The 23343-nt window shown below is 66.9% G+C and carries 21 protein-coding genes and 1 tRNA gene; 14 read left to right on the forward strand and 8 right to left on the reverse strand.

Annotated features, from left to right (window positions below; genetic code table 11):
* Positions 1 to 43: 43 nt before the first annotated feature.
* Both ACOZ4I_RS12030 and ACOZ4I_RS12035 read right to left on the reverse strand, forming a co-directional pair.
* Positions 44 to 373, reverse strand: a complete 330-nt coding sequence (locus ACOZ4I_RS12030) for a hypothetical protein (RefSeq protein ID WP_423999835.1) — start codon at positions 371 to 373, stop codon at positions 44 to 46.
* Positions 374 to 451: 78 nt separating this feature from the next.
* Positions 452 to 916 (reverse strand): hypothetical protein, encoded by a 465-nt coding sequence (locus tag ACOZ4I_RS12035; protein ID WP_423999837.1) that lies wholly within the window; start codon positions 914 to 916, stop codon positions 452 to 454.
* 302 nt (positions 917 to 1218) lie between these two features.
* On the opposite strand from ACOZ4I_RS12035, the gene ACOZ4I_RS12040 reads away from it, so the two are divergent.
* From ACOZ4I_RS12040 to ACOZ4I_RS12060, 5 genes are all read left to right on the forward strand, one after another.
* Positions 1219 to 1674 (forward strand): bifunctional nuclease family protein, encoded by a 456-nt coding sequence (locus ACOZ4I_RS12040; protein WP_423999839.1) that lies wholly within the window; start codon positions 1219 to 1221, stop codon positions 1672 to 1674.
* 43 nt (positions 1675 to 1717) lie between these two features.
* A complete protein-coding gene (locus tag ACOZ4I_RS12045) occupies positions 1718 to 2374 on the forward strand; it encodes an HAD family hydrolase (RefSeq protein WP_423999841.1) in 657 nt (218 codons plus the stop codon).
* 105 nt (positions 2375 to 2479) lie between these two features.
* Positions 2480 to 4933 (forward strand): bacterio-opsin activator domain-containing protein, encoded by a 2454-nt coding sequence (locus ACOZ4I_RS12050; RefSeq protein ID WP_423999843.1) that lies wholly within the window; start codon positions 2480 to 2482, stop codon positions 4931 to 4933.
* Between the two features lie 94 nt (positions 4934 to 5027).
* Positions 5028 to 5327 (forward strand): HalOD1 output domain-containing protein, encoded by a 300-nt coding sequence (locus ACOZ4I_RS12055; RefSeq protein ID WP_423999845.1) that lies wholly within the window; start codon positions 5028 to 5030, stop codon positions 5325 to 5327.
* 437 nt (positions 5328 to 5764) lie between these two features.
* Positions 5765 to 6736, forward strand: a complete 972-nt coding sequence (locus ACOZ4I_RS12060) for a terpene synthase family protein (RefSeq protein WP_423999847.1) — start codon at positions 5765 to 5767, stop codon at positions 6734 to 6736.
* A gap of 126 nt (positions 6737 to 6862) precedes the next feature.
* Here the strand turns inward: ACOZ4I_RS12060 and ACOZ4I_RS12065 are convergent, their stop codons facing one another.
* The 3 genes from ACOZ4I_RS12065 to ACOZ4I_RS12075 form a co-directional block, all read right to left on the reverse strand.
* Positions 6863 to 7813: a cupredoxin domain-containing protein gene (locus ACOZ4I_RS12065; protein ID WP_423999849.1), complete on the reverse strand. Its 951-nt coding sequence runs from the start codon at positions 7811 to 7813 to the stop codon at positions 6863 to 6865.
* Positions 7814 to 8160: 347 nt separating this feature from the next.
* A complete protein-coding gene (locus ACOZ4I_RS12070; RefSeq protein WP_423999851.1) occupies positions 8161 to 9669 on the reverse strand; it encodes a (R)-citramalate synthase in 1509 nt (502 codons plus the stop codon).
* A 213-nt stretch (positions 9670 to 9882) separates the two neighbouring features.
* The gene (locus ACOZ4I_RS12075) at positions 9883 to 10230 is read right to left on the reverse strand and encodes a DUF192 domain-containing protein (protein ID WP_423999853.1); all 348 of its coding nucleotides are present in this window, start codon (positions 10228 to 10230) and stop codon (positions 9883 to 9885) included.
* An 84-nt stretch (positions 10231 to 10314) separates the two neighbouring features.
* On the opposite strand from ACOZ4I_RS12075, the gene ACOZ4I_RS12080 reads away from it, so the two are divergent.
* From ACOZ4I_RS12080 to ACOZ4I_RS12095, 4 genes are all read left to right on the forward strand, one after another.
* Positions 10315 to 10854: a DUF7097 family protein gene (locus ACOZ4I_RS12080; RefSeq protein ID WP_423999855.1), complete on the forward strand. Its 540-nt coding sequence runs from the start codon at positions 10315 to 10317 to the stop codon at positions 10852 to 10854.
* Positions 10855 to 10924: 70 nt separating this feature from the next.
* Entirely contained in the window at positions 10925 to 12028 is a 1104-nt protein-coding gene (locus ACOZ4I_RS12085) for an ATP-binding protein (protein WP_423999857.1), read from the forward strand.
* A 68-nt stretch (positions 12029 to 12096) separates the two neighbouring features.
* Positions 12097 to 12666, forward strand: coding sequence for a GMP synthase subunit A (locus ACOZ4I_RS12090; RefSeq protein ID WP_423999859.1), 570 nt, complete (start codon positions 12097 to 12099; stop codon positions 12664 to 12666).
* Between the two features lie 56 nt (positions 12667 to 12722).
* A complete protein-coding gene (locus ACOZ4I_RS12095; protein ID WP_423999861.1) occupies positions 12723 to 14579 on the forward strand; it encodes a DUF2070 family protein in 1857 nt (618 codons plus the stop codon).
* A 221-nt stretch (positions 14580 to 14800) separates the two neighbouring features.
* Here the strand turns inward: ACOZ4I_RS12095 and ACOZ4I_RS12100 are convergent.
* Positions 14801 to 14885, reverse strand: a tRNA-Ser gene (locus ACOZ4I_RS12100).
* Between the two features lie 161 nt (positions 14886 to 15046).
* Between ACOZ4I_RS12100 and mvaD the strand changes: the two genes are divergently transcribed.
* Positions 15047 to 16021 (forward strand): phosphomevalonate decarboxylase MvaD, encoded by a 975-nt coding sequence (mvaD, locus tag ACOZ4I_RS12105; protein ID WP_423999863.1) that lies wholly within the window; start codon positions 15047 to 15049, stop codon positions 16019 to 16021.
* 63 nt (positions 16022 to 16084) lie between these two features.
* Complete coding sequence (locus ACOZ4I_RS12110) at positions 16085 to 17233, forward strand: NAD(P)/FAD-dependent oxidoreductase (protein ID WP_423999865.1); 1149 nt, start codon at positions 16085 to 16087, stop codon at positions 17231 to 17233.
* 9 nt (positions 17234 to 17242) lie between these two features.
* On the opposite strand, the gene ACOZ4I_RS12115 is transcribed toward ACOZ4I_RS12110, so the two are convergent.
* Positions 17243 to 18250, reverse strand: coding sequence for a chemotaxis protein CheW (locus ACOZ4I_RS12115; protein WP_423999867.1), 1008 nt, complete (start codon positions 18248 to 18250; stop codon positions 17243 to 17245).
* Positions 18247 to 19149: a ParA family protein gene (locus tag ACOZ4I_RS12120; protein ID WP_423999869.1), complete on the reverse strand. Its 903-nt coding sequence runs from the start codon at positions 19147 to 19149 to the stop codon at positions 18247 to 18249. Before ACOZ4I_RS12120 ends, ACOZ4I_RS12115 begins: the two co-directional genes overlap by 4 nt.
* 175 nt (positions 19150 to 19324) lie before the next feature.
* Between ACOZ4I_RS12120 and ACOZ4I_RS12125 the strand changes: the two genes are divergently transcribed.
* The 3 genes from ACOZ4I_RS12125 to ACOZ4I_RS12135 all read left to right on the forward strand — a co-directional run bounded on the left by ACOZ4I_RS12125 (position 19325) and on the right by ACOZ4I_RS12135 (position 22896).
* Positions 19325 to 19816: a FlaD/FlaE family flagellar protein gene (locus ACOZ4I_RS12125; RefSeq protein WP_423999871.1), complete on the forward strand. Its 492-nt coding sequence runs from the start codon at positions 19325 to 19327 to the stop codon at positions 19814 to 19816.
* Between the two features lie 121 nt (positions 19817 to 19937).
* A complete protein-coding gene (locus ACOZ4I_RS12130) occupies positions 19938 to 21023 on the forward strand; it encodes a hypothetical protein (protein ID WP_423999873.1) in 1086 nt (361 codons plus the stop codon).
* Between the two features lie 385 nt (positions 21024 to 21408).
* The gene (locus ACOZ4I_RS12135) at positions 21409 to 22896 is read left to right on the forward strand and encodes a hypothetical protein (RefSeq protein WP_423999875.1); all 1488 of its coding nucleotides are present in this window, start codon (positions 21409 to 21411) and stop codon (positions 22894 to 22896) included.
* The last annotated feature ends 447 nt before the right edge of the window (positions 22897 to 23343 follow it).

The raw sequence follows: 23343 nt of genomic DNA on the forward strand, positions 1-23343 counted from the left end.
GTGTTCGAATCGAGCGTGCGATGTCGTGAGACAGAGTGAGCGGTCAGTCGCCGTCCGTTCTCGGATCGCCGGTCCGGTCGCTCGCGAAGCCGGTGCGAAACGCGATCCAGCCCAGCACCGAGACGAACAGGATGGGCGGCAGGATCATGAACCCCCACAGCGGGTCGAGGCCCCAGCCGAGCAACAGCGCGAGGTCGAACAGCCCGATGGCGACGAACGGCGCGATGTACTTCGTCGCCTGCCACCGGTTCATGCCCTCCGCGTCGAGCAGGCCGTCCGACGAGTCCGCGTCGTCGCCCGCGAGCAGGTCCGCTGTCGTGCGGGACCCGGTGCCGTCGTCGCTGCGGGTGCCGGGCTCGGCGGTGTCGTCCATGCACGTCTCTCGGAGTTCAGCGGGCAAAAAAACCGCGTTTGTGCGATCGGCTATGGGGAGAGCCAGCGCGTCAGTGGGTTACTGCTCGCCGTCGGTCGGGGTTGCGTCGCCCGTGGCGGCGGTGCCGTTCGCCGTGGCGTTCGTCGAGGCCGCGTCGTCCGCGGTCTCGTCAGCGTCGTCTTCGTCCGGCGTCAGCTCGCTGATCTGCGCGCCGAGGTCGCCGGTGAGGTCACCGGCCATCTTCTGGCGGATCAGGTCGTGGATGTCACCGACGAAGTCGGGGACCTGCGCGGGGAGATCAGTGGGCGGGCCACGCCGATCGGCCGCGCTCCCGGCGTCGGCCGGCGGACCGCGTCGGTCAGCCTGCTCGGACGCGGACCCGTTCGCGGCGGGGTCGGTAGCGTCGTCGGACGCGTGGTCGTCAGCCTGTGCGTTCTCCGCGTGGTCGTCGGCCTGTGCATCTGCCGCGCCGGGCAGCGCCGCCGCCGAGCCCGTGATGACGAGCACGGCCAGCAGCGCGCCGGCGATCTGTGTGAGCTTCATCGTGATCGATTCCTCCGCTCGGCTCTCTGTCCCGGTGGCATATCAAGGGGGAAAGCGAGAAAGACGGATTAAGCCGATTTTTGCCGATTTGGGCGCGCTATTGCCCGTTTTAATTCGGCTTAATCGGGATTTATCGTTGCCGAGACGCGGCCACAGCGGTCCACTGGCGTCGAGGACGGTTTCAGTCGGTGCGCGCGTTCGGCCACCGGCGTGTTCGAGCGGTGACACCGTGACCGAGGCCCGAGCGTGGGTTGGATCGGCGTCGGGGTAGCTTTTCATACCCGCGAGCCATACCCGGTGTCATGGAACACGATGCCACGGTTGAGGGAATCGGCGTCGGCGTCAGCGAGGAAGGTGCCGGGACGCCGGTCGTTCTCCTCCGTGCGCGCGAGGAAATCGTTCCGATATTCGTCAGCACGGACCAGGCCCAGTCCATGCAACTGGCGCTGTCCGGGGAGCCCTTCGAGCGCCCGCTGACCCACGACCTCATGGTCGAGATGATAACCGAGTTCGGGAGCGCGATCGACCGGGTCCGCATCGACGACCTGGCCGACGGCACCTTCTACGGCAAGATCGACGCGGAGCAGTACACCGAGGACCGCCGGAAAGACATGGTGTTCGACGCGCGTCCGTCCGACGCTATCGCAGTTGCCCTCCGGGTGGACTGTCCGATCATCGTCTCCGACGAGGTGATCGACGAAGCGGGCCGTCCGCCGGAGCAGTTCGACCACGAGGGCGGGGAAGACCTCGGGCTGTAACGGCGCGAAACGTTTCTCACTGCCGCCGCCGTAGGCACTCCCGATGGGCTACGAATCGGTCATCTTCGACAACGACGGCGTGCTGTTGACCCTGACGGACATGGACGCCCACTACGCCGGCGCGCGGCGAGCCTTCGAGACCATGGGCGTCGCGTCGCCGACGACGGCCCACGTCGAGGCGATGAGCATCGGCGTGACCGTTCCCGAACTCACCGCTGTCTGTGAGACCTACGACATCGACCCCGAGCGGTTCTTCCGGGCCCGGGACGAGGCGATGGCTGAGGCCCAGCGGTCGCTGATCCTGGCTGGCGAGAAACAGCCCTACAGCGACGTGTCTGCGCTGGACCGACTGGACTGTCCGCTGGGCGTGGTGTCGTCGAACCAGCGCGAGACGGTGGCCTTCGCCTTCGAACACTTCGACCTCGCACGACACTTCGACAGCGTGTGGGCGCGCGAACCGACCGTCGAGAGCCTGCACCGGAAGAAACCCCGGCCGTACTACCTGGAGCGGGCGATGGACGATCTGGGCGTCGAGGACGCGCTGTTCGTCGGGGACAACGAATCGGACATCGAAGCGGCCCACCGGGCCGGCGTCGACTCGGCGTTCATCAGGCGACCGCACCGGGTCGACGCAGACCTCGGGGTCGACCCCGACCACGACGTTCGGGGCCTCGACGACGTGGTCGACCTCACCGACTGACGTCGGCAGTTCGATAGCCAGTCGATGTATATCGGTGTTGGAAACGTAACTATCTGGAACGCATTCCTGGATCAACCTTTCAACCGGCAAGTGCCGTGGTGGGGTATGGAGAAGCCGGTCAGTGGAACAGACGGGAACGAACAGGAGGACCAGCCCCCGACGCAGCAGTCACCGCCCGTCCTCCTGGAGACGCTCGCGTCGCGGATGCCGGAACCGATCGTCGTGGTCGACGCCGACGGCCAGATCCTCACGGGCAACGACCACCTCTGTGACCTCCTCGACGAAGCGCCGGGGGACGTGTTCGGCACGCGACTCGGCGCGTTCTTCCCGGCTCTGGAGACACTCGACCTCGCCGAGCACTGCGAGGCTTCGGCGGGACCAGTCACCGCCGAGTACCGCGGCGGCGACACCGAGCGATGGGTCGAAATCGCCTTCGAACCACAGGAGTGGGACGGCGAGACGCACTACCTCGGCGTCGTCCACGACGTGACCGAGCGACACGAGCGGACGCAGATGTTAGAGGAGTACGAGCGCATCTTCGAGACCATCGAGGACGGGATCTACACGCTCGACGAGTCGTTCACGATACAGACCGTCAACAGCGCCGTGGAGTCGATGATGGGCTACGAATCGGATACGCTCGTCGGGGCAAACGCGGCGCTGCTGGCCGACGACGACGTCATCGACGGCGTGGCGGAGATGACACGGCAGTTCCTCGAAGGCGAGCGCGAGGTCGGAACGCTCACGACGGAACTCAGTACCGCCGACGGGGGGACGCTCCCAATCGAGACGCGGTTCACGATGTACGACCTCGACGACGGCGGCTACCGCCAGATCGGGGTCGTCCGTGACATCTCCGACCGGAAGCGTTTCGAGGAGACGCTCGAAGCGCTGCACAAGTCGACGCGGAAGCTGCTGCACACCGAGACCAAGGCGGCCGTGGCCCGACAGATCGTCGGGACCGCCGTCGACATCCTCGAACTCCCCGACGCGTCGATCTACCTCTTCGACCGGAGCGACAACGTGTTGCGCGCGGTCGACGAGAGCGGCGACGAGGGCGACCGCGAGCGGACCGTCGGGCCCGGCGGCGGGCAACTCTGGGACGTGTTCGTCGAAGACAGCGCCGTCGAGCTGGCGGCCGGCGACCCCATCGACCTCGGGAACGGGCCGACCGCCGTCGACGCCGAGCGGCTCTGTCTCCCGCTGGCCGACCACGGCGTGTTCTACGTCGAGACGGGCGAGAAGCACGACGACGCCCGGATTCGAGAGATGGTCGACCTCCTCGCCGCCAGCGCGGAGGCCGCGCTCGCCCGCGTGGACCGGGAGACGACGCTTCGCGAGCGAGAGGCCGAACGCCGCGAGCAGAACCGGGAGCTGCGGCGGCTCAAGCAGGTCAACGCGATCATCCGACGCATCGACCGGGTGCTCGTCGACGCCGACACCTGCGAGGAGATCGAGCAGGCGGTCTGTGAGGAACTGGCCGAGTCCCAGTGGTTCTCGTTCGCCTGGCTCGGCCGGCAGGACGCGACCGAACTCGTTCCGCGGGCCTGGGCCGGCGACACCGCGAGCTACCTGGACGCCGTCTCGCTGTCGCTCGAACGCGAGGGCGGACCGCCCTCGGTCCAGACCGCCCAGTCCGAGCAGATGACGGTCATCCCAGCGATCGCGGACGGCCTCCGCGGCGAGCACTGGCGGACGGAAGCCATCTCTCGCGACTTCCAGTCGGCGCTCAGCGTCCCGCTCCAGTACGACGAGTTCGTCTACGGCGTACTGACGGTGTACGCGTCCCAGGAAGACGGGTTCGACGAGATGCTCCAGGAGGTGTTCACCGAACTCGGCGAGACCATCGCGAACGCGATACGCGAGGTCGAGTCCAGGCAGCGCCGGGCCGGCGACGGGACCGTCGAACTGGAACTGACGCTTTCGGCGCGCCAGTCGTTCCTCTCGCAGTTCGCGGACCGACTGGGCGTCCCGGTCGTCTGCGAAGGGGCCGTGCCGCGGAGCGACGACACCGTTCGGCTGTTCCTTTCGATTTCTGACTGTGACCCGTCGCTCGTCGAACGAGAGGCGTCCTCGATGACGCGCGTCGAGTCCGCCCGCCCCATCTCGACCGACCAGCGCGACGGGCTCTACGAGGTCGTGGTCTCGGGGCGGACCATCGCCGAGACGCTCCTCGAACAGGGCGGCCGACTGACGACGCTTCGGACGACGCCGGACGGGATCGAGGTGACCGTCGCCGTCTCGGGCGAGACGGACGTCAGACAGTTCGTCAGCCGACTCGGGGAGCGCTACGCCGACGTGCGGCTCGTCGCGCGGCGCGACGGGACGGACTCGGACAGCCCGCACGGGGGGCAGGCCCGGTCGGCGCTCGAAGAGCGCCTCACCGACAGACAGCTCGAAGTTCTCCAGACGGCGTACCTGAGCGGCTTCTTCGACTGGCCGCGGGAGACGACAGGCCAGGAAATCGCCTCGATTCTCGAGGTGTCCCAGCCAACGGTCAACCGGCACCTCCGCGTCAGCGAGCGGAAGCTTCTGGAGTTCGTATTCGGCGACCGCTAGTGGCGCTATACTGTTAGTGACTGCGCTGATGGGCGCGTATCAGTGTAGCCACAATCACCTTTCGAGTATGGGGTCAAGAGACGACAGAGATCCCATGTCTCAGGCAAAACTGGTCTACCGACCGTCGCCGAACGAACCGCTGAGCGAGACCATCGTCCACGCGGTTGCGGACACGCTGGGAATCGATCCTGTCGACCTCGACGACCGCATCAGTGACTGTATCGACCCCGACGCCCTGGATCGGCTGTTTCGGGCCGGGGAGCCCGGCGAGCCGAGTCCAGACGGGCTGGTCGTCTTCAGCATGGCCGGCTGTCGGATCGAAGTCGAAGGGAATCGCTCCGTGTCCGTGACGCCATGTCACGACCGCTCAGGTACGTCCGGCGTCCGAGCGTAGCTACTTCTGCGATCGCTGTCGTCGTCCACACCGCTGTAATCATTGTCAGTCTGATAGGTGAGTGACGGAGTCGATCGTCACTCGCTACAGAACGATTGTCGTCGAGCCGTGTTTCTCAAAATTGGTAGTAAGGTATCATTTCTCTGAGCAGGGCAGAGAGGTATGGAAAGAAAAACTGGTACGTATTTCATGCCAAATTCTGTCAAAGCAGCCAGTTTCTGTGTCGTTATACGTATCTTACACGTCAGTACCACTTTAAGGACTACGTTACCTCTCGAATGTATGGGCCGCGGACAACAACGTGTGATACTCGCCTCGAAATCAGGTGAGGGGCGCGAATCGACTGGACGTGCGACCGAAGTAGACACCTTCAAAGATCAGTTAATTGAATATTACTCACCCGTAGTCCGGGCGCAGCCGCTCACAGGTGGTTCTCGATGAGCGCCGACGCAGCAGCCCCGGACACGGGCGACTTCCTCGAAGAGATACGGACCACGTCGCTGCCCGACCGGGTCGAGGTACTGGCAGACGAGTACGAGCGCGTCTGTGGCGAGCGCGACCGGTTCCTCTGGCAGTGGATCTACTCGCTGTTCCCCGAGTTCACCCTCTCGTCGGTCGACCCGGCGCACGCAGACCATGTCCGCACGCAGAAGACGATCCTCACGATGTACGTCACGATCCTCGACGACATCGTCGAGAACGACGGTGACCGTGACACGTTCGAAGAGGCCCGCCGCCTCGTTCAGAACCCATCGGCCGTGGACCCGCGCCGTGCCGCGGTAAGCGACGAATACTTCGCCTTCATCGAGCGCGTCTGGCGGGAGTTCGAGAGCGGCCTCGCGGACGCCCCCCGCGTCGACGAGTTCGCGGACATCTTCCAGTACGACATGCGCCAGACGCTCAACGCGATGGACTACAGCGCGGTCGTCAACGAGAATCCCCGCATCGCGAACCTGAGCGGTGCCGAGCGCTACGGCGCGCACAACATGGTAATGTTCCCTTACGCGGACGTCGATCTGATGTACTCTCCCGATTTCGTCCACTCGGACTTCGGGACCGTCCGGGACCTCCTCTGGGACCTCCAGGAGATGGCCCGCATCGGGAACTGGCTCACGACCTGGGAGCGCGAGGTCAAAGAGGGAGACTACACCGCGGGTATCGTGGTCCTCGCACTGCAAGAGGGACTCGTCTCGCCGAGCGACCTCAGCGGCTCTGACGACCGGAAGGCCGACATCATCGAGAAGATCAAGGCCGAGCAGTTCGAGCGACGCTTCCGTGACCGATGGGCCGACCGGTACCGCGCGGTCCGCGACCGAGAGTTCGACACGGAGAGCGTTGACCTCGACGCGCTGGTCCGCGGGATGGAGACGGTGTTCCAGTACCACGAGGCCAGTCGCGGCCACAAGTAATCCGTCGCCCGCGGCGGCGACCGCGCGACGTTCCGCTGATTGTTTTTCGATGCAGTCACACGTGCTGCCGAGCACTTTCGAGAAGCGGGGATTCAGGTGGTTCGGTCTGAACTGCCGACCGAGGCGCTACGAATTGCGGTGGTGTTCGACGACCGTCTCCCACGAGACGGGGCCGTCCTCGACGATGGCCTCCGGGTCCAGCGGAGCGGCCGTCAGCGCCTCGTGCGAACTCGGAACGTTCGGGTCGAACCCCGCGAGGATTTCGGGCAGGAAGGTCTCCTCGGCCGGCGGGCGCCCAGTGTTTTCGACCGAGAGCGACGGCACCGAATCGCCGTCGGAGACGACCACGCGCATGACCATCCCGAAGACCTGGTGAGGAGGACAGTAGAAATCGTACACTCCTTCTGCGCCGAACCGGTACAACCAGGATCCGCCGACCGGGATCTGCGGGGAGGTGATCGGGCCGACTGAGTCGGGAACCCTGTTCTGGCGCCCGTGCCGTTCGTGATACGCCGCGACGGCGTGATCCGGCGTCTCGGCGCTGAAGAGGACCACGTCGCCGGGGCTGACGTGGAGCCCGGCGGGGTCGTAATGGAACCCTATCGTCTCGGTGACGAGGGTGGCGATTTCGGCGACGGTACGGGTGACGGCCCCGTCCGGCGTCTGAATCTCGACCGTGGCGTCCGGCCGGTGAAGGTTCCGAGCGACGACGTCGCCGTCCGCAGCCTCCATGTTGATGGTGGCGGTCGTCGTGTCCGAGAAGCCGCCCTGCTCTGCCAGCGCCAGGAGCAGGCCGGGAATCTCGATGTGGAGTTCGACCTCGTGGTCAGGCCGAACTGGCTCCGGGAACGACTCGAAGCAGGACGCGTCCGCGTCACCGCTACACGGGTTCGGTCCCGCCGACGCGAGACCGAAGATCGGGTCAATCGCGTTCGATTGGCTGTTCTGGGCCGCGCTGTTGTCCCCGGCGACCGGTTCCGCTGCACCGGCGGTCGTTCCGAGCCCCGCACCGGCGGCCCCGACCCCGATACTCCGTAGCAGTCGTCGCCGTGTCGTTGGTAAGTCGGTTGGTATCATTGGCTGTGTTCACCTGAGTCCCGAACCGAGAGACGCGCGTCTCGACGGCGGCCCGGCCGTTCGAATCAGTAGTCGGCCCCCGTCGAACGGGCGCGTTCCCAGTGTCTGCCATGTCCACCGCGTCGCCGCCGCCCGCGCGGTGTCCGTGCCTCTCGCTACAATCGTGTCACGGACTGACCGCGAGCCCCGTACGCCCCGTTATCGCCCAGATCCGCCATGACACCGTGCGGTTGGACCGGGAGCCACAAAATAGTTGCCTGAATTATAATTGTGTTTATTCAACATTCGTCTCGCCGGTGAAACCCAGTCCGCGAGCGGAATGCGAGCGCAGGAAGCGACGTGTCAGATCAGTCGTCCGCGACGAGCGGTTCGTCGTCGTCGGCGACGAGGCGGTCCATCGCGTCGACCATCGCGCGCACCGAGGCGCGGGTGATGTCGGAGTCGCTCGCGGTGACGACGACGTGGTCGTCGCGCCGTGACATCTCGATCTCGACGGTGACGAGCGCGTCCGTCCCGCCGGTGATGGCGTCGACGTGGTAGTCTTCGAGCGTCGCGTCGGCGGTGTGAGACAGCGCCACCTCCGCGGCGTTCATCGCGGCGTCGACCGGCCCAGAGCCGACGGCCGCTTCCTTGCGTTCCTCGCCGTCGACCGAGAGCCGGACACTCGCGGTCGGCGTATCGGAGCCGGAGACGGCCGTCAGGCCGAGCAGTTCGACCCGGCGGTCGCGCGCGTCGCCGGTCACCTCGTCGGCGATGGTCAGCAGGTCGGCGTCGGTGACGCGCTTGCCGCGGTCGCCGATCTCCTTGACGCGCGAGACGATCTGGGAGAGTTGCTCGTCGGTGACCTCGACGTCGTGTTCGTCGAGGGCGGCCCGGACCCCCGCGCGGCCGGCGTGCTTGCCGAGCGCGAGGCGGCGCTCCCGTCCCACCTTCTCCGGCGGGTACGGTTCGTACATCGAGTCGTCCTTGAGCGTGCCGTCGGTGTGAATTCCGGACTCGTGGGTGAAGGCGTTCTCGCCGACCACGGCCTTGTTCGGGGCCAGCGGGATGCCGGTCCGGTTGGCGATGAGCTGAGCGAGGTCGTGGACCTCGGTCAGGTCCATCGTCTCGACCCCGTAGCCGTGGTCCAGCGCGATGGCGACCTCCTCCAGCGCGACGTTGCCGGCGCGCTCGCCGATGCCGTTGATCGTTCCGTGGACGAGGTCCGCGCCCGCCGCGATAGACACCAGCGCGTTGGTCACGGCCAGCCCGAGGTCGTCGTGCGTATGCGTGCTGACGGGACCGAGGTCGGCGAGACGGGAGACGCATTCGAGGGCGCGGTCCGGCGTCGCGTGACCGACGGTGTCGGCCCAGCAGACGCGGTCCGCGCCGGCGTCGAGCGCCGCCCCGAGCAGTTCCTCGAGGTAGTCCAGGTCGGCGCGGGAGCCGTCCTCGCCGATGACCTCGACCCACAGCCCGTGGTCGGTCGCGTACTCCACCAGGTCGACCGTGTTCTGGACGTTGTCGGCCTTCGAGGTGCCGACCTTCTCCTCGACGTGCTTGTCGCTGGCCGGCACGACGAGGTTGATCCCGTCGACGCCACACTCCAGCGCGAGGTCGATGTCGTTCTGGATGCCGCGACAGAAGCTGGTGACCGTCGCGTCGAGGTCGAGCCCCGCGACCCGCGAGATGGTCTCTCGTTCGCCCGGGCCGGTGCAGGCGCTGCCGGCCTCGACCACGTCGATACGCGCCGCATCGAGCTTCGCGGCGATGTCGGCCTTGTCGTCGGGCGTCAGCGAGACGCCGGGGGCCTGCTCGCCGTCGCGCAGCGTCGTGTCGAGAAACTGTACCTCACCGACGTCTGAGAGCGCACGCATCGCTGGGTGCCCTCCGAATAACGTATTCTGGCTCACAGAAGATCCACTTCCATCACACAGCGTCGCGAATTTCACGGCCAGCCGCCTCGCGGCGACTTCCTCTATCCTCCGTCGGGTGTTCCGACATAGTAGTGAGTACTCTAACCCTCACGGTCTAAAAGGTGGCGAAAGCGCGGCGAACGAGGACACCCGCCGACGGCGCGCCGGTCGCGGTCACGAGTCCAGCCGGACCGTATCGCCGGCGGACACGTCCGCGGCCGCGCCGCTGGGCAGTTCGACGACCGTGTCGGCGGTCGCGTAGTCGAGCGACAGCCACGGGCGGAGCGTCGATACCTGCTGGACCTCGTCGTCGACGAGCCAGAGCACGTCGAGGGGAAACCGGACGAAGAGCATGTGGATGAACTGCCGGCTTGGCCGGTCGAACGGGAAGACGAGCGCGTAGTCGTCGGGAATCGACGAGCGGAACATCAGCCCGCGGCCCTGCTCGAACGTCGACTCGGCGAACTCCACCTCCGTGGCGAGCGGGCGGGCCGCGCCCGACGGCTCGTGGACGAGCTTCATGGCCCCACGTTAGTCGAGCGGGGCTTATGTATTCTGCTGGGCGCGAGCAAGGCCTTTACTTCGCCGGCGTGTACCGCCCGACAGATGGTGCGGAAAACGTCGCAGGGGACCTCCGTCGGCGTCGACGACCCCTACGCCCACGTCGACCGGTGCGACTTCGTCACCGACGAGGGGAAGTGTCGGTGGGCGCGCGAACACGGACACCACGACCCCGAGTTCGCGAACGCCCGGAGCGCCGACGACTTCCGCTGTCCGGCGGCCGTGGGGCCCGACGACGGGGACGACCCAGAGTGGGACTGGGCCGACTGCCCGCACTTCCGGTCGCGCAACCACGACCGGGAGTGCGTCCGCTGTGGCCTCGACGAGCGGCGGATGGCCCACTCCGACGAGCGGCCGCTACTGGAGGAACACCACCTCTCCTACGACGACGACGCATCGCTTTCACACGAGATAACGGTCTACCTCTGTCGCTGGTGTCACGCCAAGATTCACCAGTCGTGGGCTCGCGTCGACGATGACGCCAATCCCGACCCTGAAGCGATCGCTGCGCGGGAAGAGCGCCGCTCCCGGGAACAGACGGAACTCGGCTTCGAGTCGGCCGCCGACAGGTACGACGGGACGTAACCTCCAAGTATCAAGTGAGATAACAGACGGGAGAGAACTAAGTGTTCGCTCGCGGTACTCTCGAACCATCGTGACCACGCCAGCGCTTTCCAAGCAATCGCTGGGGACGGGGTACGTCGTCGCTACAGGCGTGGCACTGTCGGTCGCACTGCTCGCACACGCCGTTTCGATGGCGCAGTTATCCGTCACAGACGGCGTGATACTCGCCGTTGGGCTGACGCCGGCGCTGACGCTCGTCACCGCGAACTACTGGCTCCCGATGAGCGGCCTCGACGGCGAACAGATCTGGACCGCCGCGGAGTGGTGTGGCGGCGGCGTCGCGCTGTTTACCGTCATCAACATCGTCATCCTTCTCTCCCCACTCCCGCACAGTTCGATGGTCCCCTCGATCCTGGCGAGCGCCGTCGCCGTCGGCGGGTTCGGCGGGATGCTCGTCGGGTGGCTCCTCGAACTCAGACGGAGTCGTCGGCGACTCAGACAGAGCAACGACGTGCTGTTTCGCGTGCTTCGTCACGACCTCCGGAACGACCTGAACGTCGCGCTCGGCCACCTCGGCGAACTCCAGCGAGAGCACTCGGACCGCCAGTCGTCGGTCGGTGCGCCGGGGACGCACGTCTGCAAACTGAGCGACTCGGTCGAGGCCCTCATCGACACCACCGAGAAGGCGAGACAGATCGCGTTCGCGTTCGACGCGGACAAGCGCGCACGGCAGCCTATCGACGTCGTTCCGTACGTCAGAGAGCAGGTGGCGACCGTCGAGCGGAACCACCCGTCGGTGACGATCAACACCGACCTCCCCGACCGAGCGCCGGCGTACGCGGACTGGATGCTCGGTGTCGTCTTCGAGAACATCTTCGAGAACGCGATCGTCCACTGCGACGACACGCCGGAACTGTACGTCACGGGCGCGGAGCGCGAGGGGCGCGTCGTCGTCCAGATCAGCGACAACTGTCCGCCGATCCCGCAACACGAACTGGAGGTCTTCGACAGCGGGACGGAGACGCCGCTGCACCACTCGAAGGGTATCGGCCTGTGGCTGACGACGTGGGTCGTCGAGAGCTACGGCGGCACGCTCTCCCTCCACTCCGCCGCCGACGGCAACACCGTGCGCCTCGAACTGCGCGGCCCCACCCGCCTCGACCGCCTGTGGGAGTGGCTCCAGTCACGGCTCTGAGACGGGGCCAGAGCGCGCCTCGAACCGCATCAGGAGATATATACGCCTTCGTGGCCTTCGCGTCAGTAATGACCCGAATCGACGTGATCGACAACCACGGCCAGTTCACCCACCTCGAGCAGCGCGCGCTCAGGGACATGGGCGTCGACGTTTCGCTCCGGGACAACTCGACGCCGCCGGCGGAGATCGACGCCGACGGCATCGTCCTCTCGGGCGGTCCCGATATGGACGACATCGGCAATTGCCCCGCGTACCTCGACCTCGACGTACCCGTGCTGGGCATCTGTCTGGGGATGCAACTGATCGCCGAGGAACTCGGCGGCCGCGTCGGCAGCGGCGAGTACGGCGGCTACGCGGACGTGACGGTCGAGATCCTCGACGAGGACGACCCGCTCATCGGGTCGCTGTACCCCGAGACGCGCGTCTGGGCCAGCCACGCCGACGAAGTCAAGGAGGTCCCGCCCGGCTTCGAACGGACCGCCACCTCGGACGTCTGCGGCGTCGAAGCGATGAGCAACGCCGACGAGGACATCTTCGGCGTGCAGTGGCACCCAGAGGTCGCCCACACCGAGGAGGGCGAGGAAGTGTTCGAGAACTTCCTTTCGGTCTGCGAGCGGCGATCCGTCGCCCGTCAGTGAGTTCCGATCTCGACAGGTGACGGGATTTATATGTCGGCGTGGGGAGTGATAGGTAAATGACGGCGACACAGGGCAACCTCGCCAGCCTCTCGCGGTTCATTTTCCGGGCCCCCCGGTGGTACCGGAGTCTGGCGTTCGCGTTGCTCATCGCGGCGATGACCGGCATCGCCGCGTTCGATTCGCGGTTCGTCCTCGACGACGCCTGGCAGGGCGTGTTCCTCGTCGGCCTCCCCACGTTCATCGCCAGCGCGGTCACGCCGTGGGTCGACCGGCAGATGGGCGGCCAATTGACGCCCAACCGAGCCACCCTGCTCGCCGTCATCTGCGAACTCGTCACCATCGCCATCCTCACCGTGGCCGGCGTCATCGCCCTGCTGAGCGTCCGGCTCGGCCAGAACTTCGTCTTCGACGCCCTGCTGGTCGCGCTGGCCTCGATCTTCGCCTTCCGGCTGCTGATTCTGATGGCCGTCTCGCGGCACTCGCTGCTGAAGGCCGCGGTGCCGGCGAGCGTCCAGACCGTCGCCGCCGCCCTCCTGCTCGCGGTGTACTCCGGCGCGACGGCGTTCATCCTCGAAGACCCGATGCTCCGGGAGTACCTCTCGCGCCCCGAGGAGGTCCCCCCGCAGGTACAGGGCTTCCTCCCCCAGGACTTCATCATCCTCGCGGTCATCTGCGTCATCTACGCGCTGGCCGTCTGGCTGTTCCTCGTCGTCATCGACCAGCCCTGGCGCTCCTCGCTCGGCGTCTCCGCGCTCGACTTCCTCCGGGGGTTCATCGGCCACATCGCCGAGGGGACCCGCGAACTGGAGGAGTTCTTCGAGGAGATCGGCGAAGAGGCCGTCGTCCCTGTCACCGTCCTGTCGGTGCGACAGCCCGGCGGCACGGAGAAGGCCCGGTTCGTCCTGCCGATGATCCACCCCGGACCGATGGGCGAGATCGGCGGCGGGAACCTCCCGAAGCGCGTCGCCGAGTCCGCCGACGGGCTCGCATTCCCGCCGCACGCGACGGCCGGCCACGACTTCAACCTCGTCACCGAGCGCGAGGTCGACACGATCCTCTCGACCGCGGAGGCGGCTTACCAGCAGCTCGAATACGACAGCGAGGCGACGATGGGCCACCGCGTGACCGAGGGCGAGGCCACGCTGACGGGGCAGGCGTTCGGCTCGGACGCCCTCGTCGTGAACACCTACGCGCCCGGCTGTGCCGACGACGTGGAGTACGCCGTCGGTCTCTCGGCGATGTCCGAAGCACGCGCTGACGGGCTCGACGACGTGCTGCTTGTCGACGCCCACAACTGCAACGACGGGCTGGAAGGGGACGACCTCGGCCACGTCGTCCCGGGGAGCGAGCGCTCGTTCGACATGCTCCACGGCGCGGGCAAGCTCGGCAAGCTACTCACCGACGCCGAGACGGGGCCGATCCACTGCGGCGTCGCCTGGGACGAGACGCCGTGGGGGCCGATGGAAGGCATCGGCCCGCTTGGCATCCGCGTCTGCGTCTTCGAGGTCGCGGGCCAGCGGACGGCCTACGTCCTCATCGACGGCAACAACATGGAGCCCGGGCTCCGCGAGCAGATCATCGACGCCGTCGACAGCGTCGACACGATGGAAGTGATGACGAGCGACACGCACATCGTCAACACCGTGGAGGCCGAGAACCAGGTGGGCCAGGCCATCCCCGAGAAGGAGATCGTCGCGCTCATCGCAGATCTCACGGAGCGGGCGGTCGCCGACCTCGAACCCGTCGAGGCGGGGATGGCCAGCGAGCGAGCGCGCGTGACGGTGTTCGGCAACGACCGCACCGAGACGCTGGCGTCGACGGCGAACGCGATGGTGTCGATGGGCGGCGCGCTGGCCGCGATGTTCATCCTCGCCGTGATGACCGTCAGCGTGCTGATCTTCCTGCTGACGTAACCGGGGGCTGTCGGCGGTGCCACGTCTGCGAACACTGCCGATTCGCTGCGCTCGTCGGTTGCGTCAGCAAAACGCCGAGGAGGAGATTTGAACCACGCCCAGACGGTCCGGGCGTGCGGCGCGGCGCGCCGTTCCGGGCTGCGACTGGTCTACCTCGAAACTCCACGTATTCGTCTGCTGACGCCGACGGCTCGCGACGCTCGCCATTTGCGTCAGCAAAACGCCGAGGAGGAGATTTGAACTCCTGAGTCCGTGAGGACAGTTGCTCTCGAAGCAACCGCCTTGGCCAGGCTAGGCTACCTCGGCTCACCCGAGAGTTTCGCCGTCTGCTCTTTAGGGGTTTCGATTTCCGAGGGCGGCCGAGAACCGTTTCCGTGCCGATGCGTCGCAGTGGCGTGCGAGACACCCTCGAACGGCCGACCGCCGGCGTTCGCAATAGCAAAGTGACCGGCCCGGAAGGGTGAGGTATGAAAGCGACCGCGAAGGCACATCCGATTCAGGGGCTGGTGAAGTACCACGGGATGCGCGACGAGGAACTGCGACTACCGTACCACGACAGCATCTCCGTCTGTACCGCGCCGAGCCACTCGAAGACGACCGCGGCCTTCGAACCCGACCGCGAGGAGGACGTGTACGTCATCGACGGCGAGGAGGTCACGGGCCGCGGGGCCGAGCGCATCGACGCCGTCGTCGACCACGTCCGGGACCTCGCCGGCATCGACCACGGCGTGCGCTTCGAGTCGGCCAACGACTTCCCGACGAACATCGGCTTTGGCTCCTCGTCGTCCGGCTTCGCCGCGGCGGCGATGGCGCTGGTCGAGGCCGCCGGACTCGACATGACGCGCCCGGAGATCTCGACGGTCGCGCGCCGCGGGTCCTCCTCGGCTGCGCGTGCCGTGACCGGCGCGTTCTCGCACCTGCGGACCGGGATGAACGACAGAGACTGCCGGAGCGAGCGCATCGAGACCGACCTCGAAGACGACCTCCGCATCGTCGCCGGGATGGTCCCCTCCTACAAGGAGACCGAAGAGGCCCACAAGGAGGCCGCCGAGAGCCACATGTTCGAGTCGCGGATGGCCCACATCCACGGCCAGATCTCGGACATGCGGGACGCGCTGTACGACGCCGACTTCCACCGGACGTTCGAGATCGCCGAGAAGGACTCGCTGTCGCTGGCCGCGGCGACGATGACCGGGCCCGCCGGCTGGGTGTACTGGCAGCCCCGCACCATCGAGATTTTCAACGCGGTGCGGGACCTCCGCAACAGCGAGGACGTGCCGGTGTACTTCTCCGTCGACACGGGCGCGAGCGTCTACATCAACACCACGGCCGAGCACGTCGACCGCGTCGAGGAGACGGTCGCCGACTGCGGCGTCGACACGCGCGTCTGGGAGGTCGGCGGCCCGGCGCAGGTCCTCGACGAGGACGAAGCGCTGTTCTGAGCGGACGGCCGGGCCGCGGCCGTGCACAGGGTTAACCACGCGCCGCCCCAAGTGACGGCCACAATGCGCGTCGCCGTCCTCGGAGCCGGATACGCCGGCCTGACGCTGGCACGGAGACTCGAACAGACCCTCCCCGACGGCGTCTCGCTCGTCGTCGTCGACGAACAGGACACCCATCTCGTCCAGCACGAACTCCACCGGGTGGTCCGTCGGCCGTCGCTGGCCGAGGAGATCACCGTCGACTTAGAGGAGGTGCTGGACTGCGAGATCAGACAGGCCGTGGTTACCGACGTGGACGCCGACGCCGGCGTCGCGACCCTCGACGGCTCGGAGACGCTGTCGTACGACGTTGGCGCGGTGTGTCTGGGCGCGCGGACGGCGTACTACGATCTCCCGGGCGTCCGCGAGCACGCGACCCCGCTGAAACGGCTCGACCACGCCCGCGCCATCCGCGAGCGCTTCCTCGACCTCGACGACGGCGACCGTGCGGTCGTCGGCGGCGCGGGCCTCTCGGGCGTGCAGGTCGCCGGGGAACTGGCCGAGATGCGCGAGGGGCGAGACATCGACGTCGTGCTGCTGGAACAGGAAGCCACCGTCGCCCCGTCGTTCCCGTCGGCGTTTCAGGACGCAGTCCACGAGGCGCTGGTCGACACGGGCGTGACCGTCCGCACCGGAACGGGCGTGACAGGAGCCGACGCCGACGCGATCGCGCTCGCCGACGGGTCGGAACTGGCGGCGGCCCAGTTCGTCTGGACCGGCGGCATCACGGGGTCGCCGGCGATGGGCGACGACCGCCCCGTGGTCCGGGCAGACCTCCGACTGGGCGACGCGACGTTCGCCGTGGGCGACGCCGCGCGGGTCGTCGACGGCGACGGTGAGGCGGTGCCGGCGAGCGCGTCGGCCGCCGTCCGCGAGGCCCGGGTCGCCGCCGAGAACGTCCGCGCGCTCGTCGAGCACCGGCGCGACGGCGAGGGGGAGTTCAGGCCCCGACTCGCGCGCTACCAGTTCGACGTGCCGGGGTGGCTCGTCTCGGTCGGCGACGACGCGGTCGCGAAGGTCGGCCCCTCGGTCGTCACGGGCCGGGCTGCACTGGCGCTCAAGACGACCGTGGGCGCGGGCTACCTCGGAACGGTCGGAGCCGTCGAGAACGCGGTCGACCTCGTTCGCGAGGAGTTGCACCTCGACGACGAGGCCCTCGAAGAAGAGTCGTAGGCGAGCGCGTCAGTCCGATTCGGTCTGGGTCGCGTCGGCGAGCACTTCGTTCGGCTCGACCCAGATGACGAAGTCGCTCTCGTCGTCGCGGTCGACGACGCCGTTGATGTACTCGCCGTCGACGGGCGCGGTGTTGACGTCCGACTCCGCGACGGGGACGACCTGCCGGACCTCGTCGACGATCCAGCCCATCGCGCCCTGTTCCTCGAACACGTCCGGGTCGAAGACGACGATGAGGTTCTGGGTCCCCTCGTCGTCGATGTCCATCATCTCCTTGGGGTCGAGGATGGTCGTGATCTGCCCGCGGAGGTCGACGACGCCCTCGACGTAGTCGTCCGTGTTCGGGACGCGGGTGACGGTGTCGCGCTTGACGATCTCCTCGACGTACTCGATGTCGATGCAGTAGTACTCCTCGCCGAGCGCGAACTCCAGGACGCGGACCAGTTCCTCGGTCTGCGTGCTCTCCTCGTCGTCCAGCGCGGCAGCGCGGGACGCCCCCTCGGCGGTGGCGGCGCTGCTCGACTCCATCGCCTCCTGGATGAGCTCCTGGTCCGGCAGTTCGACGCCGGTCGGTCCCTGCATCGGATTGGCCGATACCGAGAGGTCGTCGGTGGGCTGGTCGACGGCGGTGTCGCCGCTCGCGCCGGCCAGCTGTGCGGACGCCTCGGCCGCTCGCTGAGCGGCGGCGACTGCATCGTCGGTTCCGGCGTCGTCGTCGCCGTCACCGGACTCGGCCGGGTCGGCGTCCCCCGCGGCGTCGGCCGAGTCGGAATCACCCGTTGCATCGGCCGGGGCAGTGTCCTCGGCGTCGGCCGTGAGCAGGTCGCTATCGTCGGTGAACGAGTCGTCCGACTCGTCTCCGGCGGCCGATTCGTCAGCCGGTTCGTCGGCGGCCTCTGAGTCGTCGCCGGAGTCGGCGGCTTCGACGTCGTCCGTCTCGTCGGTGGTTTCGGCTTTGTTCCCCTCGCGCATCCGGCGGATGCGCTCCGCCCTGTCCATCCGTTCGTCGTCACTCATGCTGTTACCTCGTTCTCCGTAAATCCGAACTGCTCGTCCAGTTCCGCCGCGATGTCTTCGAAGACAGCCGCCATGTCACACGACTCCTCGGTCGCGAACACCGACTTCCCCGAACTGAAGGCCCGCTGCAGGGCGACCCGCTTGCGGACCTCCCAGACGGGGCTGTCTGGGAACGCCATGTCGAACCACTCCAGCATCGTCTCGTCCTCGGAGGTCGTCTCGACGCGGTTGGCGACGACGCCGAGCGTGCGGATCGACGCGTCGGTCTGGCGCTCCATCGCCGCCGTCTGGTCCATCAGCAGCTCGATGGCGCGCTCGGAGGTCGCCTCGGTCAGCGCCGGGATGAGGACGTTCTGTGCGGCGTACATTCCGGTATCGGTCAACTTCCCGTAGAAGGGCGGGCAGTCGATGACGACGTAGTCGTACGTTCGATCGAGCGTGTCGAGCGCCCGGTCGAGCGTGTCGAGCGCGTGGGTCCCCGTCACCATCTCCGGCGTGACGTTGATGGCAAACGAGGCCAGCGCCTCCGGGTCGACGCCGCCGCCGCGGGCGTTGACGCGGGCGATGAGGTCCGCGATCGTCAGTTCGTGTTCCGCCTGGAGCATGTCGATGCTCGAGGGGATCACGTCCATCTCCTCGCCCTCGGCGATGAGGTCGCCGAGGACCGCCGGGTCGCCGGTCAACGCGTCGAACAGCGTCGGGGGCTCGGCGTCGTACTCCTCGACGAGGCCGACGCCCTCCGTGGCGTTGCCCTGCGGGTCGAGGTCGATAAAGAGGACGTCCCGTCCGCGGTCGTTCAGCGCCCCGGCCACGTTGATGGCGATCGTCGTCTTTCCGGTCCCGCCTTTCGCGTTGGTCACGCAGAAGCGAGCCGGACCGGTTTCTGATTGCCGGTTCATCGTCTAAGTGCTCTCAGGTCGAGCCCGGGCCACTATAAAAATACGGTCCCGATTATCAACGGCCGCAATTCGGGGGCGGGTCGCGGGCGACCGCGGGAACGCCCGGGAACGCGCGCAAGACGGCTGTCTGACGGTGTGCAAGATTTAAGAACGTGTGCAGTGAAGGGACAGTATCATGACGATCAACCCACGCGATTACGACCTCGACGAGCTTCGGAAGATGGCTCGCGAGCGCGGGGAGTCGGGCAACGGGATGGGCGAGGACGTGCCCGATCCGACCGACCTCGACGTGGGCCTCGACGACGGCGAGGAGGAGGTGCTCGCCGGGATTTCCTTCCGCTCGGGGCTGTACCGCGAACTGCTCCCGTTCCTCGGCGGCGAGAGCCAGGAGAAGCCCTACCTCGAATCGCTCCCCGAGACGTACGCCGCGGAGTTCGTCGTCTTCGAGTGGCTGGAGTTCCTGTTGATGCACTCGGGGTATCAGGGGGCCGGCGAGGCGCTCGACTACTACGAGTCCATCGACTGGATCACGGCCGAAGTCCAGGCCGACCTCTCTGACTACCTGCTGGGCATCGACGAGTCCGCCACCAACGACGACAACGACCTGAGCGTCGACGACCACATGTTGAGCCTGGTGTACGTCGCGAAGCTGACGGCGATGACGTGACTGGCGCTCCGACCGCAGTGTCCCGACCTGTCTGAATATATCCGCTCTTTTGCAGACACTATATCAGCGCTGATATTTGAGGGGAGGATATATACCGGGCCGTCGATAACCACCACCGTACATGAGTGACGACGACGCGGACGACGCGGGGGACGACTCCGCCGCGCCGTCCGGTGGGAGCGCGGCAGTTCCGGTCGGGGTGAAACTCGGCAGCACGCGGACTGTCATCGCCCTCCCGGGCGAACACGGCACGGAGAATCGCATTATCAAGACCCTGACGTGTATGGCGACCTACGAGGACGCGCTGACAGGCGAGGAGAAGGTCCTCTACGGCGAGGAGGCGGCCCGCGAGTACCCTGACCGCGTCCAGTACATGCTCCGGTCGGGACTGCCCGAGGACGCCGACCGCGCCGAGATGACCAAGACGTTCTTCGAGGCGGTCATCGAAGAGAACGACATCCCGGCCAACAGCGGCGTCGTCTACGCCATCCCGACCATCGACAACCCGACCGGACTGGACAACCTCCGAGGCGTCATCGAGGACTCCTCGATCGGCCTGAACCTCGTCGAGAGCTATCCCGAGTCGCTCTGCGGTTCGATTCCGGCCTTCGGCAACGATCTGGAAGCCATCGACGAAATCTTCGTGGCCGTCAACATGGGCTCGACGAACCTCGAAGCGTCCGCCTACCGCCGGGGCGAACAGCTCGCGCCGTTCACGACGGGTGCCGTGACGGGTAACGAGGTCGACCGCATGATCGCGAACTACGTCGAAGAGGAGACCCAGGGCCGGGTCAACATCGACACCCAGACCGCCCGCGAGTACAAGGAGGAACACGCGGACTTCGTCGAGTTCGAGCCCTTCACCGACATCATCCAGCAGCCCGGCGGCGGCTCACACGAGTTCACCATCGAGCGCTCCGTGATGGACGCGGTCGACGAGTACGTCGACGACGCCGTCGACGAGCTCGCGAACACCTTCCTGCCGGAACTGGCCAACGACTACATGAAGGTCTACCAGCTCGCGCTGGACCGACCCATCGTCCTCACGGGCGGGATGGCCTGCATCCCCGGTATCGTCGAGGAGTTCGAGGAGCGTCTCAGCACGGAACTGAACCGGGAGATCGAGGCCATCGCCGCCGACGAACCGGACGTCGCGCCGACGGTCGGCGCCCAGCGCATCGCCGCCCGCCTCGTCGAGAACAGCTAACGGCTGCGCCAGCAGTTCAGCCAGCGCTCGATTCGTGGCCGGGACAGGGGGCTGTCGGCCCACGGTTTCTTCGAGAGGCTCTCGAACACGTCGGTGTCGATTCGCACGTGACGTTCTGTGGTCGGTGGGCGGCTCTTCGCTTGCCGGTTCGACTCCCCACCGAGTCGGACACGAGGCATGCGACGGGCTACGAACACCTGACACCTAAAGCCAAGTCAGACGTGCGTCCGTCGGCCGGCAGACGGCCGTTCTCGTCGGGGCGTCGGCCCCCGCGGGTGAGTCGACCACAGACGGGACATCGACGGTGCGATCGGGCTTATTTTACCCCCTCAGTATCAGAATAGATAAGTGAATATCAAGTCCTCAGACGTTTTCTGTCCAGATAATGGGCAATATTATCAATCTAGATAATTTTGATGGCGATCTCCCCGACGCCCTCACCGAGACGGGCACTGGCGGGCTCCTCTCGTCGGGCTATCTCCACGACGCGCCCGCAAAAGCGGCGCTCGACGACGGCGAGACGCCGCGGTTCGTCGTCACCAGCGCCAAGCGAGGGCTGGAGATCGAACGCGGCGAAGAACTCGAGTCGATCCGACCGAGCAGGGGCTATCGCATGGTCGGTGTCGCAACCGACAAGCGCCTCCTGGTGCTGGTCGGCGACGGCGATGGCGACAGCCGGTTCGCACTCCCCTACGCCGAGATCGAGCAGGTGGACGGCGAGACCGGCCTGAGTCACGGGCGCTGTACCATCCGGCGCGGGAGCGGGGCCGTCTGGCACGTCCACTGCGGCAAGCAGGGGCTCCTCGAACTGACGGCGTACCTCTCGCACGCCACCCAGGCGTGGGTCCACGTCGAGAACACCCTCGACGAGGCGACGCGGACGCTGGTGACGGCGACCGAACGGCGCGACCGCGGCGAGTACGACGCGGCGCTGACCGCGGTCGAAGCCGCCAGCGAATGCCTCGACGAGGCGGCCGAAACGGCCGCAGACTTCGGAGCGACCGACGGGGCTAGCGCGCTCGAACGGCGGGTCCGGGCGGTCAGGGAACGTCACGCGAACGCTCTCGCCGACGTCCGTCGGAGTCGCGCCCGGCGGGCGGCGGAAGCCGGCGAGGCCCACTGGCGAAACGAGGCCTTCGAAGCGGCCTACGAAGCGTACGAGGACGCTCGTGCCGAGTACGACGCGATACTCGCCGTGCCCGAAGGACTGCTCGACGAGGCCGAAGCGATCCGGGCCGAACGCGAGCGCCTCGACAGCGTCGTCGACGCGCTCTCCCAGTCGCCACTCCGGCTCGCCGTCGAGGCCGACAACGCCGCCATCGCGGCCGACGACCCGGCCGAGGCCGCGGCGCACTGGACCGACGCACTCGAAGCGTACCGTGCCGTCCTCGAACTCGACTGGGGCGCGGACGAACGGCGATTCGCCGGCGGTCCCGAGAAGATCAGGGACCGACTGAGCGCCGTCGCCGAAAACCTCGTCGCCGCTCGCCGGACCGTCGCGACCGACGCGATGGAGGCGGGCGACTGGTACGCTGACGCCGGCCGGCCCGAGGTCGCCCTGGAGGACTACGAATCGGCCCGGGACGCATTCGAGTCGGCGCTGGACGCCGCTCGCGACTGTTACCCCGACGCAGTCGACCACCTGGAGGCCGAACTCGACGCCCTCACGCATCGTCTCGAACGGGCACGCGCCCGGACCGAGGGCGACGATGTGGACCCCGACGACCGATTCGACGACCGCCCCGAACCGGACGTCGACGTCGGTCCGTCGACCGACACGCTCGCGCCCGCCGACCCTGCCGACCTCTCTGACATCGAGCGCGCGCTCGACGGGCCGGACAGAGGCCTGGATCCGACGACGCCCGAGTCGTAGCCGACCACGCCCCATGGTAACTACCCTCTAGAATCATGTGATGAAATGCCACAATTATCGGCTCACAGCCCCTCTCTGTCGGAAACAGTGCTCCGATCGGGGGAAAGCTTATAGTCTTTAATTAAGTATATACAATTATAATGCGTTGCCCCAACTGCGGCACACGGATGTCGTACAACGACCAGACGACGAAGCTCACAGAGTTCGTCTGTCCCAGTTGCCACGACACGGTCATCGACTGGAAATCGGAAGCCCGCAGCGCCCGCGTCCACTGATAGCTGTCTCCTTCTGTCGTCGCATCATCCGTGAGCCCAGCCGTGGGCACGTCACCAGCACCTCAACGCGTGATCGAGCACTCCCCGACAACGACCGAACCATGCAATCTCGATCATACCAGTGCAGAAACGGTTACCGAACGTTTTTACCTATCACACGACCACGTTCGGG

The organism is Haloarcula salina (assembly GCF_049603855.1).
Lineage (GTDB): Archaea > Halobacteriota > Halobacteria > Halobacteriales > Haloarculaceae > Haloarcula > Haloarcula salina_A.

Bases quoted from the DNA above. Each gene is read 5' to 3' on its own strand.
- ACOZ4I_RS12030 (WP_423999835.1), bottom strand. From the start codon at position 373: ATGGACGACACCGCCGAGCCCGGCACCCGCAGCGACGACGGCACCGGG.
- ACOZ4I_RS12035 (WP_423999837.1), bottom strand. From the start codon at position 916: ATGAAGCTCACACAGATCGCCGGCGCGCTGCTGGCCGTGCTCGTCATC.
- ACOZ4I_RS12040 (WP_423999839.1), top strand. From the start codon at position 1,219: ATGGAACACGATGCCACGGTTGAGGGAATCGGCGTCGGCGTCAGCGAG.
- ACOZ4I_RS12045 (WP_423999841.1), top strand. From the start codon at position 1,718: ATGGGCTACGAATCGGTCATCTTCGACAACGACGGCGTGCTGTTGACC.
- ACOZ4I_RS12050 (WP_423999843.1), top strand. From the start codon at position 2,480: ATGGAGAAGCCGGTCAGTGGAACAGACGGGAACGAACAGGAGGACCAG.
- ACOZ4I_RS12055 (WP_423999845.1), top strand. From the start codon at position 5,028: ATGTCTCAGGCAAAACTGGTCTACCGACCGTCGCCGAACGAACCGCTG.
- ACOZ4I_RS12060 (WP_423999847.1), top strand. From the start codon at position 5,765: ATGAGCGCCGACGCAGCAGCCCCGGACACGGGCGACTTCCTCGAAGAG.
- ACOZ4I_RS12065 (WP_423999849.1), bottom strand. From the start codon at position 7,813: ATGATACCAACCGACTTACCAACGACACGGCGACGACTGCTACGGAGT.
- ACOZ4I_RS12070 (WP_423999851.1), bottom strand. From the start codon at position 9,669: ATGCGTGCGCTCTCAGACGTCGGTGAGGTACAGTTTCTCGACACGACG.
- ACOZ4I_RS12075 (WP_423999853.1), bottom strand. From the start codon at position 10,230: ATGAAGCTCGTCCACGAGCCGTCGGGCGCGGCCCGCCCGCTCGCCACG.
- ACOZ4I_RS12080 (WP_423999855.1), top strand. From the start codon at position 10,315: ATGGTGCGGAAAACGTCGCAGGGGACCTCCGTCGGCGTCGACGACCCC.
- ACOZ4I_RS12090 (WP_423999859.1), top strand. From the start codon at position 12,097: ATGACCCGAATCGACGTGATCGACAACCACGGCCAGTTCACCCACCTC.
- ACOZ4I_RS12095 (WP_423999861.1), top strand. From the start codon at position 12,723: ATGACGGCGACACAGGGCAACCTCGCCAGCCTCTCGCGGTTCATTTTC.
- mvaD (WP_423999863.1), top strand. From the start codon at position 15,047: ATGAAAGCGACCGCGAAGGCACATCCGATTCAGGGGCTGGTGAAGTAC.
- ACOZ4I_RS12110 (WP_423999865.1), top strand. From the start codon at position 16,085: ATGCGCGTCGCCGTCCTCGGAGCCGGATACGCCGGCCTGACGCTGGCA.
- ACOZ4I_RS12115 (WP_423999867.1), bottom strand. From the start codon at position 18,250: ATGAGTGACGACGAACGGATGGACAGGGCGGAGCGCATCCGCCGGATG.
- ACOZ4I_RS12120 (WP_423999869.1), bottom strand. From the start codon at position 19,149: ATGAACCGGCAATCAGAAACCGGTCCGGCTCGCTTCTGCGTGACCAAC.
- ACOZ4I_RS12125 (WP_423999871.1), top strand. From the start codon at position 19,325: ATGACGATCAACCCACGCGATTACGACCTCGACGAGCTTCGGAAGATG.
- ACOZ4I_RS12130 (WP_423999873.1), top strand. From the start codon at position 19,938: ATGAGTGACGACGACGCGGACGACGCGGGGGACGACTCCGCCGCGCCG.
- ACOZ4I_RS12135 (WP_423999875.1), top strand. From the start codon at position 21,409: ATGGGCAATATTATCAATCTAGATAATTTTGATGGCGATCTCCCCGAC.